The sequence below is a fragment of the Rhodoferax sp. genome (assembly GCF_028688795.1).
GTDB lineage: Bacteria > Pseudomonadota > Gammaproteobacteria > Burkholderiales > Burkholderiaceae_C > Rhodoferax.
In genome coordinates this window covers 38823-56881 of the sequence record NZ_JAQTXM010000012.1, presented here as the reverse complement: position 1 = coordinate 56881, position 18059 = coordinate 38823, and the positions used below count along the sequence as shown (strand labels likewise).

General features: G+C 54.7%; 20 protein-coding genes. 8 read left to right on the top strand and 12 right to left on the bottom strand.

Annotated elements, in window-relative coordinates; all coding sequences use genetic code 11:
* Nucleotides 1–27: 27 nt before the first annotated feature.
* The 6 genes from PHQ58_RS10730 to rpsP form a co-directional block, all read right to left on the bottom strand.
* Nucleotides 28–984 carry a cobalamin biosynthesis protein gene (locus PHQ58_RS10730; RefSeq protein ID WP_300110947.1) on the bottom strand — a complete coding sequence of 319 codons (957 nt, stop codon included), beginning with the start codon at nucleotides 982–984 and terminating at the stop codon, nucleotides 28–30.
* 25 nt (nucleotides 985–1009) lie between these two features.
* On the bottom strand, nucleotides 1010–1681 hold the full coding sequence (locus PHQ58_RS10725) for a CoA pyrophosphatase (protein WP_300110946.1): 672 nt from the start codon (nucleotides 1679–1681) through the stop codon (nucleotides 1010–1012).
* A 95-nt stretch (nucleotides 1682–1776) separates the two neighbouring features.
* Nucleotides 1777–2169: a 50S ribosomal protein L19 gene (gene rplS / locus PHQ58_RS10720; protein WP_300110945.1), complete on the bottom strand. Its 393-nt coding sequence runs from the start codon at nucleotides 2167–2169 to the stop codon at nucleotides 1777–1779.
* A gap of 73 nt (nucleotides 2170–2242) precedes the next feature.
* Complete coding sequence (gene trmD / locus PHQ58_RS10715) at nucleotides 2243–3010, bottom strand: tRNA (guanosine(37)-N1)-methyltransferase TrmD (protein ID WP_300110943.1); 768 nt, start codon at nucleotides 3008–3010, stop codon at nucleotides 2243–2245.
* 10 nt (nucleotides 3011–3020) lie between these two features.
* Nucleotides 3021–3584: a ribosome maturation factor RimM gene (rimM, locus tag PHQ58_RS10710; protein ID WP_300111061.1), complete on the bottom strand. Its 564-nt coding sequence runs from the start codon at nucleotides 3582–3584 to the stop codon at nucleotides 3021–3023.
* Between the two features lie 8 nt (nucleotides 3585–3592).
* The gene (rpsP, locus tag PHQ58_RS10705; RefSeq protein ID WP_078364027.1) at nucleotides 3593–3844 is read right to left on the bottom strand and encodes a 30S ribosomal protein S16; all 252 of its coding nucleotides are present in this window, start codon (nucleotides 3842–3844) and stop codon (nucleotides 3593–3595) included.
* 130 nt (nucleotides 3845–3974) lie between these two features.
* Here rpsP and PHQ58_RS10700 point away from each other — a divergent pair, with 130 nt between their 5' ends.
* Nucleotides 3975–4496, top strand: a complete 522-nt coding sequence (locus PHQ58_RS10700; RefSeq protein ID WP_300110940.1) for a GNAT family N-acetyltransferase — start codon at nucleotides 3975–3977, stop codon at nucleotides 4494–4496.
* 17 nt (nucleotides 4497–4513) lie between these two features.
* On the opposite strand, the gene PHQ58_RS10695 is transcribed toward PHQ58_RS10700, so the two are convergent.
* From PHQ58_RS10695 to PHQ58_RS10670, 6 genes are all read right to left on the bottom strand, one after another.
* On the bottom strand, nucleotides 4514–5524 hold the full coding sequence (locus tag PHQ58_RS10695; RefSeq protein WP_300110939.1) for an inorganic phosphate transporter: 1011 nt from the start codon (nucleotides 5522–5524) through the stop codon (nucleotides 4514–4516).
* 20 nt (nucleotides 5525–5544) lie between these two features.
* Nucleotides 5545–6192: a DUF47 domain-containing protein gene (locus PHQ58_RS10690; protein ID WP_300110937.1), complete on the bottom strand. Its 648-nt coding sequence runs from the start codon at nucleotides 6190–6192 to the stop codon at nucleotides 5545–5547.
* A gap of 144 nt (nucleotides 6193–6336) precedes the next feature.
* Nucleotides 6337–8934 (bottom strand): bifunctional aconitate hydratase 2/2-methylisocitrate dehydratase, encoded by a 2598-nt coding sequence (acnB, locus tag PHQ58_RS10685; protein WP_300110935.1) that lies wholly within the window; start codon nucleotides 8932–8934, stop codon nucleotides 6337–6339.
* A 57-nt stretch (nucleotides 8935–8991) separates the two neighbouring features.
* A complete protein-coding gene (locus tag PHQ58_RS10680) occupies nucleotides 8992–9630 on the bottom strand; it encodes a hypothetical protein (RefSeq protein WP_300110933.1) in 639 nt (212 codons plus the stop codon).
* A gap of 31 nt (nucleotides 9631–9661) precedes the next feature.
* Nucleotides 9662–10705, bottom strand: a complete 1044-nt coding sequence (locus tag PHQ58_RS10675) for an aldolase/citrate lyase family protein (RefSeq protein ID WP_300110931.1) — start codon at nucleotides 10703–10705, stop codon at nucleotides 9662–9664.
* Between the two features lie 21 nt (nucleotides 10706–10726).
* Nucleotides 10727–11713, bottom strand: a complete 987-nt coding sequence (locus PHQ58_RS10670; RefSeq protein ID WP_300110929.1) for a malate dehydrogenase — start codon at nucleotides 11711–11713, stop codon at nucleotides 10727–10729.
* Nucleotides 11714–11892: 179 nt separating this feature from the next.
* Between PHQ58_RS10670 and PHQ58_RS10665 the strand changes: the two genes are divergently transcribed.
* From PHQ58_RS10665 to PHQ58_RS10635, 7 genes are all read left to right on the top strand, one after another.
* The gene (locus PHQ58_RS10665) at nucleotides 11893–12693 is read left to right on the top strand and encodes a GntR family transcriptional regulator (protein ID WP_300110927.1); all 801 of its coding nucleotides are present in this window, start codon (nucleotides 11893–11895) and stop codon (nucleotides 12691–12693) included.
* Between the two features lie 209 nt (nucleotides 12694–12902).
* Nucleotides 12903–13346, top strand: coding sequence for a succinate dehydrogenase, cytochrome b556 subunit (gene sdhC / locus PHQ58_RS10660; protein ID WP_300110926.1), 444 nt, complete (start codon nucleotides 12903–12905; stop codon nucleotides 13344–13346).
* Between the two features lie 14 nt (nucleotides 13347–13360).
* Nucleotides 13361–13726 carry a succinate dehydrogenase, hydrophobic membrane anchor protein gene (gene sdhD / locus PHQ58_RS10655; protein ID WP_300110924.1) on the top strand — a complete coding sequence of 122 codons (366 nt, stop codon included), beginning with the start codon at nucleotides 13361–13363 and terminating at the stop codon, nucleotides 13724–13726.
* An 87-nt stretch (nucleotides 13727–13813) separates the two neighbouring features.
* Nucleotides 13814–15619, top strand: a complete 1806-nt coding sequence (gene sdhA, locus PHQ58_RS10650) for a succinate dehydrogenase flavoprotein subunit (protein ID WP_300110922.1) — start codon at nucleotides 13814–13816, stop codon at nucleotides 15617–15619.
* Nucleotides 15620–15670: 51 nt separating this feature from the next.
* Nucleotides 15671–16375, top strand: a complete 705-nt coding sequence (locus PHQ58_RS10645) for a succinate dehydrogenase iron-sulfur subunit (protein WP_300110920.1) — start codon at nucleotides 15671–15673, stop codon at nucleotides 16373–16375.
* A gap of 25 nt (nucleotides 16376–16400) precedes the next feature.
* Nucleotides 16401–16697, top strand: a complete 297-nt coding sequence (locus tag PHQ58_RS10640; protein WP_300111060.1) for a succinate dehydrogenase assembly factor 2 — start codon at nucleotides 16401–16403, stop codon at nucleotides 16695–16697.
* Nucleotides 16694–18004, top strand: a complete 1311-nt coding sequence (locus tag PHQ58_RS10635; protein ID WP_300110918.1) for a citrate synthase — start codon at nucleotides 16694–16696, stop codon at nucleotides 18002–18004. The genes PHQ58_RS10640 and PHQ58_RS10635 overlap by 4 nt, the downstream gene beginning before the upstream one ends.
* Nucleotides 18005–18059 lie beyond the last annotated feature (55 nt).

Below are 18059 nucleotides of genomic sequence, written 5' to 3'. Positions count from 1 at the left end.
CTTTTTTACACAAAGTCTTGAAACAGACTATCCGAGCAAACGGGCGAGTGTCAACAGTGCCAGCAAGACAACCCACATCACGACCGCGCGCCACACCAAGCCCACCACGATGGCCAGGTGGGCAAGTTCAGGAGCCGGCCTTTGTGCGCGCCGCTCAGACATACCGGGCGCCAGCGCTTGCTCGCCAACACCGGCTGCAGCCAAGTGGATATTCAAGGCGCCAGAGGTCACGGCCAGCAGCAAACCATCGCTCTGGCCACCGGACTGTTCAGCGTACCGGCGCCAGCCATCAATGGCCTCTTCAAAATTACCCACAACAGCAAAGCCCAAGCAGGTTGTTCGGGCAGGGAACCAATCCAGCAAGGTCCAAGCCGCCTGCGCGTTGTCTTGCAGTGCGGCACTGACAGACTGCAGATGCGCCTCGCTCTGGTGACGCCAATAGCGCGCCACGAATTCGCTGAGCCGGTACAACACAGCGCCGGTTGGCCCCAGTCCAAACGCGGCAAGGACAGAAAACCAGGCTAGCACACCAAACACATGGCGATGTGACGCGAGTACTGAAAACTCAATAAGTTTGCCGATCATGTCGCTGCGCGACCACGCCTGCGCTTCAATCTGTTGCCAGTCAGCCAGCAGTGAGCGCGCCAGGGGTTCGTCGTCATCGGCCAACGCATCCCGAATCTGGGTGAAATGAAAACTGAATTGGCGAAAGCCAAGCGAGGCGTACAACACCAAGGCGCTCCAGAGCAAGGCCACGGGCCAGCCAACAAACACCACCAACAGCCAGTGCACCAACAGCGACAAAAGCGATGGCCCCCCCACCGCAAAGCCCCAGGCCAACCAGCCATGTAGCGGCTTGCCAGCATCCAGATTTCGGGTGCACCAACGCACCCAAGCCCGAATCACAGCGTGAATCGGGTTGCCACGGCCCAGCGGCCGCGCTTGCTCAAGCAACAAGGCAAACAACACAGAGATAAAGCTCATGCAATGATCATAGCGGCAGCCAGCCTCACGCCTGCAAAAAACGGTAAAAGTTGCGCAACATGCCGGCCGTAGCGCCCCAGATGAAGCGCTCTGCGCCACCATCCTGGTAAGGTATGGACAACCATTCACGTTGTCCCCCCTGCCAATCAACCCGGTGATGGCGGTGGTGCGCGGGGTTCATCAAAAAATGCAAGGGCACCTCAAACACATCGGCCACTTCGAAGGGATTGGCATGCAGTGAAAACCCAGGTGCTACCAAGGCCACGACCGGTGTCACATGAAACATCGAACCCGTCACATACACCGGCAACTGCCCCAACACGTCGACGAACTCTCGGTCCAAACCAACCTCTTCTTGGGCCTCGCGCAACGCAGCAGCCACTGCATCAGCGTCGGATGCGTCAACTTTGCCACCGGGAAATGCGATTTGTCCGGAGTGGGTTGAAAGATGAGAGGTGCGCAAGGTCAGCAGCACGGTAGGCTCGCTGCGCGTCACGATGGGAATCAATACGGCGGCCTGCATCGGCGCACGGTCCACGAATGGCTTTTCGGTCAACGACTCAGGCTGCCAAGCCGGCGGCAAGGCAAAACGCTGACGTAGCGCTTGCGGTTGCAGGACATGCGCAGGCACCGGTTGCAAGTGCGAGTCAATTTGTGTGACCGTCACTTCACGTGGGTCAAACAACGGCGTGGACATGGTGGTCAAACTTCAAGAACTGCTGCACGCTCAGGACGAAAAAAAACCGCCACACATTGAGCGGGGCGGTTTTATTTGGCTCAGGCCAAATCAGATCAAACAGCGGCGACGGCGGCCACTGGTGCCACTTTGCGTGCTGGCAACTTTTCTTTGATACGAGCCGACTTGCCGCTGCGTTCACGCAGGTAGTACAGTTTGGCGCGACGCACATCACCGCGGCGTTTCACTTCAATGCTGGCGATCAGCGGGCTGTAGGTTTGGAAGGTACGCTCAACGCCCTCACCGCTGGAAATCTTGCGAACGGTGAAGCCACTGTTCAGGCCGCGATTGCGCTTGGCAATCACTACACCTTCATAGGCTTGCAGACGCTTGCGTGTGCCTTCAACCACGTTCAGGCTGACGATCACGGTGTCGCCAGGTCCGAAAACGGGGATGGTTTTGTTCAATCGAACAATTTCTTCTTGTTCAAGGATTTGGATCAGATTCATAGTGTCTTTCAATGATCATGCAAGCGCCAGCGTCACCATGACGCATGCCCTGACACAGGGTGTCAAAGCGGCCTTACAGAGGATCGGTAAGCCGGCTAGTATAGCGTGTCAAAAACAGCTCGTCTTCTTTCGACAATAGCCCATGGCGGCGGGCTTGGTCTACCAGCTCAGGGCGCAAGCGCAAGGTCAGCGACAAACGTTGCTCTCGTCGCCAGTGGTCAATGTTCACATGATGGCCGCTAAGCAACACTTCAGGCACCGTCTGTCCCTGCCAATTCTCTGGGCGTGTGTAGTGCGGGCAATCCAGCAGACCATCAAGTGCTGAATTGAAGCTGTCTTGTTCATGGCTGCCGGAATCATTGAGTACACCGGGTTGCAAACGGGCGACAGCATCCAGCAAGGCCATGGCGGCAATCTCACCGCCAGACAACACAAAATCGCCCAGACTGATCTGTTCGGTGACGTAGGTATCTATAAATCGTTGGTCAATGCCCTCATAGCGACCACAAATCAACACTGCACCTTGGCTTTCAGCCCAACGCGTGACCATGGTGTGGTTCAGTGTGCGGCCCGTCGGGGAAAACAGCACGACAGGCACGGTGTCCTGGCGCTCGGCACGTATGGAGGAGAGGCATTGCGCAAGTGGTTCCGGCATCATCACCATGCCTGGACCACCACCAAATGGCCGATCGTCCACGCGACGGTAATTGCCCTGTGCAAAATCTCGCGGATTGCGCAGCTGCACATCAACCTTACCCGACTCAAACGCCCGGCGTGTGATACCCGTGGTCAGCAGCGGTGCAAACAACTCAGGGAACAGCGTCACCACATCAAACCGCATGGCTGTGACTTCAGTAATCGGGTTGCCAGTCCACCAGAATTCGCCGTTCTGCCAAGCTCACATCATCGATGTATGCGGCAACAAAGGGAATCATGCGCTCCACCGACTCAGCTTGCTGCTTGTCGTCAATGACCAGCACCGTTTGCGGCCCGGTGGACATCAGGTCACGCACATGACCCAGGCACAGCCCTTCCCGGTTAACCACTTCCAGCCCGATCAAATCAACCCAGTAGTACTCGTCTTTTTGAGCAGCCGGAAAACTCGATTTGGAGATAAAAATACGTGCGCCACGCAGGGCATCGGCCGCGCTACGGTCATCCACAGTGTGCGCATTAGCAACCACTGTGCTTGAGTGCATTTTGGCTTCTTTGATTTTTAACTTGCCAACGCCGTCGAAAGTCTTGGCGCCCTTCTCGGAAGGCAGCAAAAACCAGCACTTGGAAGTAAAAAGCGCCTCGGGATCGGCGCTGTAGGGTAGGACTTTAAACCACCCTTTGATGCCCCAAGCATCAAGGATGCGCCCGACTTCGATTGCGTCTGCCGGAAGTTCGGCAGGCTCCAGGCCGGGCAACATCACGAAGATCAGGCTGCTTTTTTGGCAGCTTGATTCACCAGACGTTCCACAGTGGGAGAAGCCTGTGCACCAACACTGCGCCAGTAGGTCAGGCGGTCTTGTGCGATACGGATGCTTTCTTCATTGGCAGTCGCAATTGGGTTGTAAAAACCAATGCGTTCAATGAAGCGGCCATCGCGGCGAGTGCGCTTGTCAGCAACAACAATATTGAAAAACGGGCGTGCTTTTGCACCGCCACGGGCGAGTCGGATGACGACCATGATTTATCCTTAGGGGAGTGGAAAAAATTCCACGAAAATTGGCACTTAATCCGACGTTTGAGACACGCAACATAACCACCCGGTTATGCGACACGTCAGACAGCCTCACATTATATCTATTCCTCACATCATGCCTATCATTCGCCCCAGCCAAGACCGCGACATTGCGCAAATCACCACAATTTATGCACACCATGTGTGCCACGGAACCGGGACATTCGAGGTTGATTCACCCACCGAAGCTGACATGACGCAGCGACGCGCCGATGTGCTGAGCAAGGGGCTGCCGTATCTGGTGGCCACAGAAGGCGACCAGGTTTTGGGGTTTGGCTACTGCAACTGGTTTAAGCCTCGCCCGGCTTATCGTTACTCAGCCGAGGACTCCATCTACCTGGCCCCTAAAGCCATCGGCCAAGGACTTGGCCGCGCGCTTTTGGCCGAACTGAGCAGCCAAGCCGAGCGGGCTGGCGTGCGCAAGTTGATCGCAGTCATTGGCGACTCAAACAACCAAGGGTCAATCGGCGTGCACCGCAGCGCGGGGTTCAGCCATGTCGGTACGCTCAAGTCGTGTGGCTGGAAGTTTGAGCGCTGGCTTGATGTGGTTCTGATGGATAAAGCACTGGGGCGCGGCGACACCACAAACCCGAATTAAGGTCGTGCAAACCCGCGTCAAAACAGCGCCCGGCTGACCCAATAGGCAACCGCCGCCACCAATGCGCTGGCCGGAATGGTTAAAACCCATGCCCAAATGATGTTGCCCGCTACACCCCAGCGCACTGCACTGGCACGCCGCGTGGCACCGACGCCCACAATCGCACCTGTAATGGTGTGGGTGGTGGACACGGGCACACCTAGCGCCGTCGCCAAGAACAAGGTGATGGCCCCGCCGGTTTCAGCACAAAAACCACCTACCGGTTTGAGTTTCGTGATTTTTTGCCCCATCGTTTTAACAATGCGCCAACCCCCCAGCATGGTGCCCATACCAATCGCGCTGTAGCAGATCACAATGACCCAGATAGGAGGCGAAGCCGCTGAGGCCTGGGTGTAGCCGGTGGCAATCAAGAGCATCCAGATGATGCCAATGGTTTTTTGCGCGTCGTTGCCGCCATGACCCAGGCTGTACGCCCCGGCCGATACCAACTGCAAACGCCGAAACCACTTGTCAACCTTGAGCGGACGAAACCCGCGAAAAGTCCATGACACGATCACCATCATCAAAGAGCCCAACAAAAAGCCCAGCAGCGGCGACACAAAAATAAAGATAACTGTTTTCATGATGCCTGCCAAGAGCAGCGAGGCAACACCAGCCTTGGCGATAGCAGCCCCCGCGATGCCACCAATCAAAGCGTGTGAAGAACTGCTTGGTATACCGTAGTACCAAGTAATGAAGTTCCACGTGATGGCCCCCACCAGAGCGCCAAAAACGACATGTGTGTCCACAACGCCTGGCAACACGATGCCCTTACCTACCGTGGCAGCCACACTCAAATGAAAGATGAAGATTGCCACCACATTGAAAAAAGCGGCAAACACAACAGCTTGGCCCGGCTTGAGCACACCGGTTGACACCACGGTGGCGATAGAGTTTGCGGCATCATGAAACCCATTCATGAAATCGAAAACAATGGCCATTGCCACCAAGACCACGACCACCCACAACGCTGCTTGTACAGTTTCCATTACGCCAACTTTTCGAAAAATCAGGAGTTTTCGAGGACAACACCCTCGATCAAATTGGCAACGTCTTCACAACGGTCGGTAATCGTCTCCAACAACTCATAAATGGCTTTGAGCTTGATGAGTTCACGCACATCAGGCTCTTCCCGAAACAATTTACTCATGGCTGTTCGCATGACACGATCCGCATCGCTTTCCAGCTTGTCAATCTCATCACAGGTCTTGAGTGCTGCCTCGGCAGTCAGTGGGTCGGCAATTTTGTTCAGTAAATAGACGGCATCGCGAACACGCTCACAACACTTGACGCTCAAGTCGGTCAACCGTGTGATTTCCTCCGTCATGTGGTGCACGTCATACAACGCCATGGTTTCGGCCGAGTCCTGAATCAAATCAGCCACATCATCCATGGTGTTGATCAGGCTATGAATTTGCTCACGGTCAATGGGCGTGATGAACGTTTTGTGAATGGCTTTGTTCACCTCATGCGTCACCCGGTCTGCAGCGCCTTCAGCATGGTCGACCTCACGGTGATATTTTTCACGTAACTCCAAGTTTCCATAATTTGCGACCAAATTGGAGAACGCATGTGCCGCCGCCACAATGTGGTCGGCATGCTGGTTGAACATGATGAAAAAATTGGTGTCGCGCGGTAACAGTTTGCCAAAAAACACAGAGGAAACTCCTTGAAATAATGTCAAAACCGTGACAGCTTGATGACACCGTCAAGTTTAACCGTCCAACATTGCCCGCCATCAACAAAAACGCCCCGCAAATCTCTTTGCGGGGCGGATTCTTCAAACCCATTCAGCGGTCATTCACACCGCAGCGGTGTCCTTGACCGTGGCGGCAGCATCGGTGTAGTCCTGAACCTTGTCAAAGTTCAGATACTGGTAAATTTTGCTGCTGGATGCCGTGAGCACACTCATATCGGCCATGTATTCAGCTTTGGTCGGGATACGGCCCAGTTTCGAACAGATCGCAGCCAACTCGGCGCTACCCAGGTATACATTGCTGTTCTTGCCAAGGCGATTCGGGAAGTTACGGGTTGAGGTGGACAACACGGTAGCGCCTTCTTTGACCTGGGCCTGGTTACCCATGCACAAGCTGCAGCCTGGCATTTCCATGCGCGCACCGGCGCTGCCCAGCACACCATAGTGGCCTTCTTCGCTCAACTGTTTCGCATCCATCTTGGTGGGCGGTGCCATCCACAGCTTGACCGGAATGTCACGCTTGTTTTCCAACAGCTTGGAAGCTGCACGGAAGTGGCCAATGTTGGTCATGCACGAACCAATAAACACCTCATCAATCTTGACGCCGGCTACTTCAGCCAGTGTTTTAACGTCATCAGGGTCGTTCGGGCAAGCCAAGATAGGCTCATGGATATCGGCCAGATCGATTTCAATCACGCTGGCGTATTCGGCATCCGCATCGGCTTTGAGCAACTGAGGATTGGCCAGCCAGTCTTGCATGGCTTTGATACGACGGTTGATGGTACGCACATCCGAGTAACCATTGGCAATCATCCACTTGAGCATCACGATATTGCTATTGATGTATTCAATGATCGGTTCTTTGTTCAAATGCACCGTGCAACCGGCGGCGCTGCGCTCGGCAGAAGCGTCGCTCAATTCAAACGCTTGTTCGACCTTGAGATCCGGCAAGCCTTCAATTTCAAGAATGCGACCAGAAAACACGTTTTTCTTGCCTTGCTTGGCCACAGTCAACTCGCCAGACTTGATGGCGTACAAAGGAATCGCATTGACCAGGTCACGCAGGGTGATGCCAGGTTGCATTTGGCCTTTGAACCGAACCAACACGCTCTCGGGCATGTCCAAAGGCATCACACCCGTGGCCGCACCAAACGCTACCAGGCCGGAACCTGCGGGAAAGCTGATACCAATCGGGAACCGGGTGTGGCTGTCGCCACCGGTGCCCACGGTATCAGGCAACAACATGCGGTTCAGCCAGCTGTGGATGATGCCGTCACCCGGACGCAGTGGAATACCACCACGGTTGCTGATGAACTCAGGCAACTCATGGTGCATCTTCACGTCCACTGGCTTGGGGTAAGCCGCGGTGTGACAGAACGATTGCATCACCAAGTCAGCACTGAAACCCAGGCAAGCCAAGTCTTTCAGCTCGTCACGGGTCATTGGGCCGGTGGTGTCCTGTGAGCCAACGCTGGTCATCTTGGGTTCGCAATAGGTGCCAGGCAACACGCCCTGACCTTCTGGCAAGCCGCAGGCACGGCCAACCATTTTTTGCGCCAAGGTAAAGCCTTTGCCAGTTGCCTTGGGGTTTTGTGGCAGGCGGAACAGTGTCGACACCGGCAAGCCCAACGATTCACGCGCCTTGGCTGTCAAGCCGCGACCGATGATCAAGGGAATCCGACCACCAGCACGCACCTCATCAAACAAGACCTCACTTTTAAGGGTGAAGTTGGAAATCACCTTGCCGTCTTTGAGGGCGGTGCCTTCGTAAGGACGCAACTCAATGGTGTCACCCATGTCCATCTGGCTCACATCGAGTTCAATTGGCAATGCACCCGCATCTTCCATGGTGTTGTAAAAAATCGGTGCGATTTTGTTGCCGAGGCAGACACCGCCAAAACGCTTGTTTGGCACAAAAGGAATGTCTTCACCGGTGAACCACAACACACTGTTGGTAGCAGATTTGCGGCTGGAGCCGGTACCGACCACGTCACCCACATAAGCCACCAAATTGCCGCGCGCACGCAGGTCTTCGATGAACTTGACAGGGCCGCGTTTACCATCTTCCTCAGGCATGATGCCATCACGTTTGTTTTTCAACATGGCAAGCGCATGCAACGGAATGTCAGGGCGGCTCCAGGCATCAGGTGCCGGCGACAGATCATCGGTGTTGGTTTCACCAGTAACCTTCAGTACGGTGAGCGTGATGCTTTTGGGAACTTCAGGGCGGCTGGTAAACCACTCGGCATCAGCCCAGCTTTGCAGCACAGCTTTGGCATACGCGTTACCTTTGTCCGCTTTTTCCTTGACATCATGAAACTGGTCAAACATCAGCAGGGTTTTCTTCAGCGCTTCAGCAGCAACCCCTGCAACGACGGTATCGTCAAGCAAGTCAATCAGTGGTGTCAGGTTGTAGCCACCCAGCATGGTGCCAAGCAGTTCAGTCGCCTTTTCACGGCTGATCAAGGTGCACGCTTCTGTGCCGTGCGCCACAGCTGCCAAGTAGCTGGCCTTCACCTTGGCGGCGTCGTCGACACCAGCGGGTACGCGGTGGGTGATCAACTCCACCAAGAATGATTCTTCGCCCTTGGGCGGATTTTTCAGCAACTCAATGAGCGCAGCGGTTTGCTGGGCGGTCAGCGGCAGCGCGGGGATTCCGAGCGCAGCGCGCTCGGCAACGTGGGCCCGATAGGCTTGCAACATAGTGAACTCCTTAAAATAAAATGCTAGGGACGTTTAAAAATAGGCGTGACGTGCCGTCTACTGAATAGCACTCACAGGTGAAGAATCTGACATTGGCAGAATCAGTGGCTTGGCCAGCACTGGTGCATCCAGCAACCCAGGGGGCGGTGACCTCTCCATGGCAGCTGCCACCAAAGCCTGGGCTGGGGTGACACAAGCATCCGCCAGGCGCAAGCCCAGCTTCTGGTTCATCAGCATCGATTTGTTGGCCAATTGAAGCCAAACAGCACCTGCATGTGTGTCCTCCAGGCGAATGGCGCCAGTGCTGGTCACAACAGGCACCATCCGAAAGCGAAATTTCTTGCCATGGACATCAAAGTAACCTGGCAGTTTGGGATCTGCAACAACGGTCACAGAAGCGCCCAATTCACACTGCACATAACCCACCTCAACGCGCTGGGCAATCACCAACTCTGCTGGAGTTAATGCAGCCTCGGCAGCCCGAATGCCAGACGCCATTTGATTGGCATCACTTTTCAAATCGGCTCGGCTCTTGGAAGCAACTTTCGCGTGTTTCTTCAGCGGCACGGGTTGCTTGCCAGGCACCGCTGCACCCGACTGGGCCATCAACCCCGGAGCGACCAATGCCAGTGCACCAAGCACAGCGCAACGCAAACCGACACGAAACGCTAATGATGACAAAGAAATTTTGATCATGGGAACTCCTTGAATTTCACGAATACGGGATTCACCGGAAAAAAACCTGCGCCGCATCGTCTGGCGGCAATCGTGCCGTCTGATGGGCTCGAACCAGTATTTGCCAAAAATACCGGTAGCTGGCCCGGTCATGCAAGGTACCGTTGACTGAAATAGGGGCCCAGTCCGCAGCATGCGCGGCACAAATGATGCGACTCGCGTGCACAACCTCAGTCAAATCAGGGGCAAAAGCAGCAAGAATCGGGCGAATTTGGTCTGGATGAATGCTCCACATGCGCCCGAATCCCAAGGTTCGGCTGGCACGTCGCGCTGCGGTTTCAAGCACCGCAGCATTGTTGAACTCAGTCACGACGCAATGGGACGCCACTTTGCCAAAGGCATGACATGTGGCTGCAATTTCCAGCTTGGCGCGAACCACCAGCGGATGACTGAACTGATCCAGGTCCTCAGGCAAGCTTTGCGCTGAGACCCCCATGGCACTGGCTGGTATCGCGCCGCCGTGTGCTGAGACAAAGTCCATCAAACCAAAGCTTGCCGACTGCACCCGCGGATGCGCCACGATGTCGGCCACACAGTGAACCGCCGCCGGGGATTCAATCAAGACATGAATTGGCAACGGGTCAATGCGCGATGAAGATTGCGCCGCGCGATCTATGCACACCAACGCACGCTCCAGTTCCGCCAACGAATCCACCTTGGGAATCATCAGGTGGCACAAGGCCTGCGCAGCGCCGCCGACCAGAATCTCTACATCTTGCTCAAATGCCGGATGATCCACCGGGTGAACACGAACTGCCACCCGTGGCAACACAGCACAAGCTACACTTTTAATAGCTGACTGCGCTTTATTTATAAGGGCTAGAACCATAAAAGCATGATCTTTTTCAGCCCCTACCCTGGCACCATCTTCGCAGTCCAACGTGACGTCAAACACACAGGTGCCGAACTCCTGGATGAATTCAGCCTGCATGGCCAAACTCTTGACCATCCTCGACTCGGCACCGCAATAGTGGTCGCACACAGGCAAAGGTGCGACCGCCGCAGCGCCCAGCAGAACGTCGCGAGGATGAGTCACGGGCAGGTTCTTGCTCGAAGCTTAAAGCAGATGCGCGACGCCTGCTTGTTCGTCTTGCAGCTCTTTCAGCGTCTTGTTGATGCATTCTTGACTGAAGGCATCAATGGGAAGGCCTTCAACCAGCGTGTATTCACCACCCACGCAAGTCACCGGGAAGCCGAACATAGTGTCTTTCGGAATGCCGTATTGACCATCTGAAGGAATACCCATGGTGACCCATTTGCCGTTGGTACCCAAAGCCCAGTCGTGCATGTGGTCAATGGCTGCATTGGCAGCCGAGGCAGCCGACGACACACCGCGTGCCGCAATGATGGCAGCACCGCGTTTGCCCACGGTGGGCAAGAACGTGTTGGCATTCCAGTCCTGGTCGTTGATCAGGTCTTTAACGCTTTCGCCGTTGACCGTGGCAAAACGGTAGTCAGCGTACATGGTGGGAGAGTGGTTGCCCCACACCGCCATTTTTTCAATGTCTGCCACAGCCTTGCCGGTTTTGGCCGACAGTTGGCTCAATGCACGGTTGTGGTCCAGGCGCAGCATGGCGGTGAAGTTTTTGCGGGGCAGGTCTGGCGCGCTCTTCATGGCAATGTAGGCGTTGGTGTTGGCAGGGTTACCCACGACCAGGACGCGTACATCGCGGCTGGCGACAGCATTCAGCGCCTTGCCCTGCGCCGTGAAAATCTCGGCATTCACAGCCAACAGTTCTGCGCGTTCCATGCCAGGACCGCGTGGACGCGAACCGATCAACATGGCGTAGTCCACATCCTTGAACGCGGTCATCGGATCGCTATGAGCCTCAATGCCCACCAGCAGCGGAAATGCGCAATCTTGCAACTCCATGATCACGCCTTGCAAGGCTTGCTGGGCCTTTTCAACCGGTACTTCCAACAGACTCAACACCACTGGCTGATCTTTACCCAGCATTTCGCCGGATGCGATACGAAACAGAATGGCGTAACCAATTTGACCTGCTGCACCAGTAACGGCTACACGGACGGGCTTTTTGCTCATGGTGGAATCTCCAAAATTGTTAAGAAAAATTCATTGATCGGGGGCATAAAGCGCTCAGCCGTGCCCGCCAAACTTTTCAAGTGTACTCTGGAAAACCCTAAACCGTCAATTTGTCTTATGTCTTATATAAGATATGATTCGCAGAAACAACAGCCCATAAAAGACGAGACAAAACCACCATGCAAACGCTCCCTGAGCTGATCAGTGAAAGCAGTCCGCCCCCCGATCCATTTGAACAATCGGTCGCCAACAGCACGCCCGCTTTCAGCCCCCTTTATCAACAAATCAAAGGTTTGATTCTGAACAGCCTGCGCGCTGGTGAGTGGAAACCAGGTGAATCCATCCCCAGCGAAATGGACTTGGCTGCACGCTTCAAAGTGAGCCAGGGCACAGTGCGCAAAGCCATTGACGAACTTGCATCAGAAAACCTGTTATTGCGGCGCCAAGGCAAGGGAACATTTGTCGCCACCCACGCAGAACAACAAGTGCAGTTCCGATTTCTGAAATTGGTACCTGACAGTGGCACCCGGGGCAGCGAGGGCCCCGCCCAACGAGACATCATTGAATGCCGACGCAGCCGGGCCAGCGCCGATGTCGCTCGTGCATTGGCACTGCGTACCGGCGATACCGTGCTTCAAGTCCGGCGCGTCCTGAGCTTTGGCGGCACACCCATCATTCTTGAAGATATCTGGTTGCCCGCCACGCCATTCAAAGGACTCACCGCTGAACGGCTGGCAAACTACCAAGGCCCCATGTACGCGTTATTTGAAACAGAATTCAATGTCCGCATGGTGCGTGCCGAAGAAAGTATTCGTGCCATACCGGCACTTGAATTGCATGAGCAATTGTTAAAGGTGAAAGTGGGGACGCCACTTTTGAGCGTGGAGCGAATCGCTTACACCTACCGCGATGAACCCATGGAGTTGCGCCGAGGTTGTTATCGCACCGACACACACCACTACCACAACACATTGGGTTAGGACGCACCCAGCTTGTAACCTTGGTGTCAGATTGTCATCAAATCTCAACGAGATGCATTTTTTTAGCGAGGGATGAAGCCCTTTTAGCCGACAAAAATACCCCACCTTACCGGCGATCACATGTTTTACATGTTGCATTGCAATAGAATTTGACGGGAGCCGGGATCTACCGGTTACCGAGCAGTTACTCAAAACATAGAAAGCAACGTATGTCTGAAACAGCGGCTAGCACAGCAAAAAAACGTCCGGAATTCCGCAACATTGATGGTGCATCACTCATCAGTTACCGATGGCCACTGGCATCGTTGGCATCGGGTATGCATCGGGTCAGTGGCGCCATCATGTTTTTCCTGATGCCTTTCATCATCTGGATGTTTGACAACTCGATCTCCTCAGAAATTTCATTCATGAAGTTCAAGGCGGCATTCAATGTCGGCATGCTCGGCCTACCGGGCTTCATCTGGAAACTGGTGGTACTGGGTTTGATCTGGGCCAGCCTGCACCACTTTATTGCCGGCCTACGCCATCTCTGGATGGACACCCACCATGAGCATGTAACCAAGGATTTTGGTCGACAAACCGCCGCGGCCGTTTTGGTCATCACACTTACGTTGACAGTGGTGCTGGGCGCCAAGCTGTTCGGCCTTTACTAAATCAGGAGCAACCCATGTCTGTAAATTATGGTTCACATCGCACTGTCGTTGGTGCGCACTACGGCATGCGCGACTGGCTGGCGCAACGCGTCACAGCCGTCCTCATGGCGCTTTTCACCGTGCTGGTGCTGGCACAACTGATCTTCAGCAAAGGCCCCATAGGCTACGAACTGTGGGCTGGCATTTTTTCTCCGCAATGGATGAAATCGCTGACCTTCCTCGTCTTGCTTTCCATGCTGTTCCACGTCTGGGTTGGCATGCGCAACATCTTTCAGGATTACGTCAAGCCCTACGCGGTGCGTTTTGTGATGCACGTGTTTGCCATTGCATGGCTGGTGGCTTGCACCGGCGGTGCAATTCAAGCCCTGTGGCGCATGTGAGCCCTCTGACACACCACAGAAGGCTTTTTCACACCCGGTAGTTCACCGTGGTTCGCGACACCCAACAACCAAGACACAAAATTTATCATGACTGCAACTTCGAAACTTACCAAGCGCAAATTTGATGTCGTCATCATCGGCGCTGGCGGCGCTGGCATGAGCGCATCACTGCAACTGGCCAATGCTGGCCTGAATGTGGCGGTGCTCTCCAAAGTATTCCCGACCCGGTCACACACTGTGGCAGCGCAAGGTGGCATTGGTGCAAGCCTGGGCAACATGGCTGAAGACAACTGGCACTACCACTTTTACGACACCATCAAAGGGTCCGACTGGCTGGGCGATCAAGACGCCATTGAGTTCATGTGCCGCGAAGCCCCCAAGGTGGTTTATGAACTTGAGCACTTTGGCATGCCATTTGACCGTAACCCGGATGGCACCATTTATCAGCGTCCTTTTGGCGGGCACTCCAGCAACTACGGTGAAAAACCGGTTCAGCGCGCCTGTGCTGCGGCCGACCGCACGGGCCACGCCATGCTTCACACCCTGTACCAACAAAACGTCAAGGCACGCACCAATTTCTTCGTCGAATGGATGGCACTTGATCTGATCCGTGATACCGAGGGCGATGTCGTGGGTGTCACTGCCCTTGAAATGGAAACAGGTGAAGTGCACATTCTGCAAGCCAAGAGCGTGATGATGGCCTCTGGCGGCGCGGGCCGTATTTTTGCCGCATCCACCAACGCCTTCATCAATACAGGCGACGGACTGGGCATGGCCGCACGTGCGGGCATCCCGTTGCAAGACATGGAGTTTTGGCAATTCCACCCCACCGGCGTGGCTGGCGCGGGGGTGTTGCTCACCGAGGGTTGTCGCGGTGAAGGCGCTATTTTGCGCAACAGCAATGGCGAACGCTTCATGGAGCGTTACGCCCCCACGATGAAAGACTTGGCGCCACGCGACTTTGTGTCGCGATGCATGGATCAGGAAATCAAGGAAGGCCGTGGTTGCGGTCCCAACAAGGACTACATCAACCTGGACATGACGCACTTGGGTGCAGACACCATCGCGTTGCGCTTGCCTAGCGTTCAAGAAATTGGTCACAACTTTGCCAACGTCGACATCACCAAGGAACCTATCCCGGTGATCCCGACCAACCACTACCAGATGGGTGGCATCCCCAGCAGCATCAGTGGACAGGTGGTTGCACCCGCTGCCAATGGCACACAGGCCATTGTGAATGGTCTGTATGCGGTCGGCGAGTGTTCATGTGTCAGCGTGCATGGCGCCAATCGCCTCGGCACCAACTCTTTGCTGGACATTGTGGTGTTCGGACGCGCAGCTGGTCTTCATATCATCGAGTACAACAACAAAAACAAAGAGCACAAAGACCTGCCAGCAAACGCAGCAGACATGTCTTTGGAACGGCTTGACCGGCTGAATACCGCCAACACCGGCGAGTACGCACAAGTGGTTGCTGGCGACATACGCGACACCATGCAGCAGCATGCCAGCGTGTTTCGGACCCAAGCGAGTATGGACGAAGGTGTTGTCAAGATTGCCAAATTACGTGAGCGTGTCGGCAACATCAAGCTGACTGACAAATCGCAGATCTTCAACACTGAGCGAATCGAAGCGCTTGAGGTTCAAAACATGATTGAGGTCGCCCAATCGACCATGGTGTCTGCAGCCGCTCGCCACGAGTGCCGTGGTGCACACAGTGTGATGGATTACGACCGCCCAGCGGACGACGCGACCTGCCCATTAGGTCGCGACGATACCAACTGGCTCAAACACACCTTGTGGGACAGTGCCACGAACAGCCTGAGCTACAAGCCCGTGAACCTGAAGCCACTGACCGTGGAATCCATTCCGCCCAAGGTTCGCACCTTCTAAGTCCAGCCACATTCTCGACCTCCTGAATCCAGTCGAATCAGAAAGCACACCATGGCAAAACGCACCTTTCAAATTTACCGCTACAACCCGGATACCGACGCAAAACCCTACATGCAAACGTTGGAGCTAGAGCTCGACGGCAGCGAACGCATGTTGCTCGACGCGCTTGTCAAACTCAAGGCATTGGATCCCACACTCTCGTATCGACGTTCATGCCGCGAAGGCATTTGTGGTTCGGATGCGATGAACATCAATGGCAAGAACGGCTTGGCTTGCCTCATCAACATGCGCACGCTGCCAGACACCATCGTTCTCAAACCCCTGCCGGGCCTGCCAGTGGTGCGTGATTTGATCGTTGACATGACCCTGTTTTTTAAACAGTACCACTCGATCAAGCCGTATCTGGTCAACAACACCCGTCCGCCAGAAAAAGAGCGTCTGCAAAGCCCGGAAGAGCGTGAAGAACTTAACGGCCTTTACGAGTGCATCTTGTGCGCCAGTTGCTCTACCAGTTGCCCCGTGTTCTGGTGGAATCCCGACAAATTTGTTGGTCCGGCCGGCCTGTTGCAGGCGTACCGCTTCATTGCAGACAGCCGAGACGAATCGACCAGCGAACGCCTGGACAACCTGGAAGACCCCTACCGCTTGTTCCGCTGCACGACCATCATGAATTGCGTGGACGTCTGCCCGAAGGGCTTGAACCCAACCAAGGCCATTGGCAAAATCAAAGAGTTGATGGTCCGTCGTGCCATCTGATCAAGAACAGATCAAAACACCGAGCATGGATGCAACAGACGAACTCATTGATGAAAGAGTGCTGAGCAAGCTGCGGTGGCGTTGCCGCCGAGGCTTGCTGGAAAACGACATTTTTATCGAACGCTTCTTTAAAAAGTTTGCTTCCACACTCACTGTCAAGCAGGTGCAAGGTCTGAACGCTCTAATGGATTTAAGCGATTCTGACTTGCTTGATTTGCACCTTGGGCGCAAAACTTTGGCCCAAGTTGACCCAGATCTTGTGCAGGATGAAGTCCGTGAAGTTTTAAGTATGTTGAAAGAACCACCTGAAAGGTCAAAATGAAGCTAGCTGAGAATAAAGCCACCCTGTCGTTCAGCAACGGCAGCCCCAGCGTCGATTTGCCGGTTTACCAAGGCACCGTTGGTCCAGATGTGATTGACATTCGCAAGCTCTACGGCCAAACCGGCATGTTCACGTATGACCCGGGCTTTTTGTCAACAGCCTCATGCCAGTCTGCCATCACCTACATTGATGGCGACAAGGGTGAACTGCTGTACCGCGGCTACCCCATTGAACAATTGGCCACGCAGTGCGACTACCTTGACACTTGCTATTTGCTCCTCAAAGGCGAATTGCCAAAAGTGCAAGAGCGTCAAGATTTCCACAAGCTCGTCATCAACCACACCATGGTCAATGAGCAGATGCAGTTTTTCCTGCGTGGCTTCCGCCGTGATGCCCATCCGATGGCAGTGCTGACTGGCTTGGTGGGTGCCCTGTCGGCGTTCTACCATGACAGCACCGACATCAACAACCCTGAGCACCGTGAAATTGCGGCGATTCGTTTGATTGCCAAAATGCCCACCTTGGTGGCCATGGCCTACAAATACGGTGTTGGCCAGCCTTACATGTACCCGCAAAACGACTTGAGCTATGCGGGTAACTTCTTGCGCATGATGTTTGGTACACCTTGCGAAGAGTACAAAGTCAACCCCGTGCTTGAACGTGCGTTGGACCGCATCTTTATTTTGCATGCTGACCACGAACAAAACGCATCGACCTCCACCGTGCGCCTGTGCGGCTCGTCTGGCACGAATCCATTTGCAGCCATTGCCGCTGGCGTCGCATGTCTGTGGGGCCCGGCCCACGGCGGTGCGAATGAAGCCTGCCTGAACATGCTGGAAGATATTCAGCGTCAAGGCGGTATTTCCAAGGTCGGCCAATTCATGGAACAGGTCAAAGACAAAAACTCTGGCGTCAAGCTGATGGGTTTTGGTCACCGCGTTTACAAAAACTACGACCCACGCGCCACCCTCATGCAGGAAACCTGCAACGAAGTGCTTGCAGAATTGGGCCTGGAAAACGACCCCTTGTTCAAGTTGGCAAAAGAAGTTGAAAAGATTGCCCTGGAAGACGAATACTTCGTATCGCGCAAGCTCTATCCGAATGTCGACTTCTACTCCGGCATCGTGCAGCGCGCCATTGGCATCCCCGTCAATCTGTTCACAGGTGTCTTTACTTTGGCACGCACCGTGGGCTGGATTGCACAGCTGAATGAAATGATCAGTGATCCAGAGTACAAAATTGGTCGTCCACGTCAGTTGTTCACGGGCGCCGTCTCACGCAACGTCAAGCCTGTCGGCGAACGTTAAACACAGCGAGCTGTTTCAAAAGTCCGCCGGCTGGCAACACCGGCGGACTTTTTCA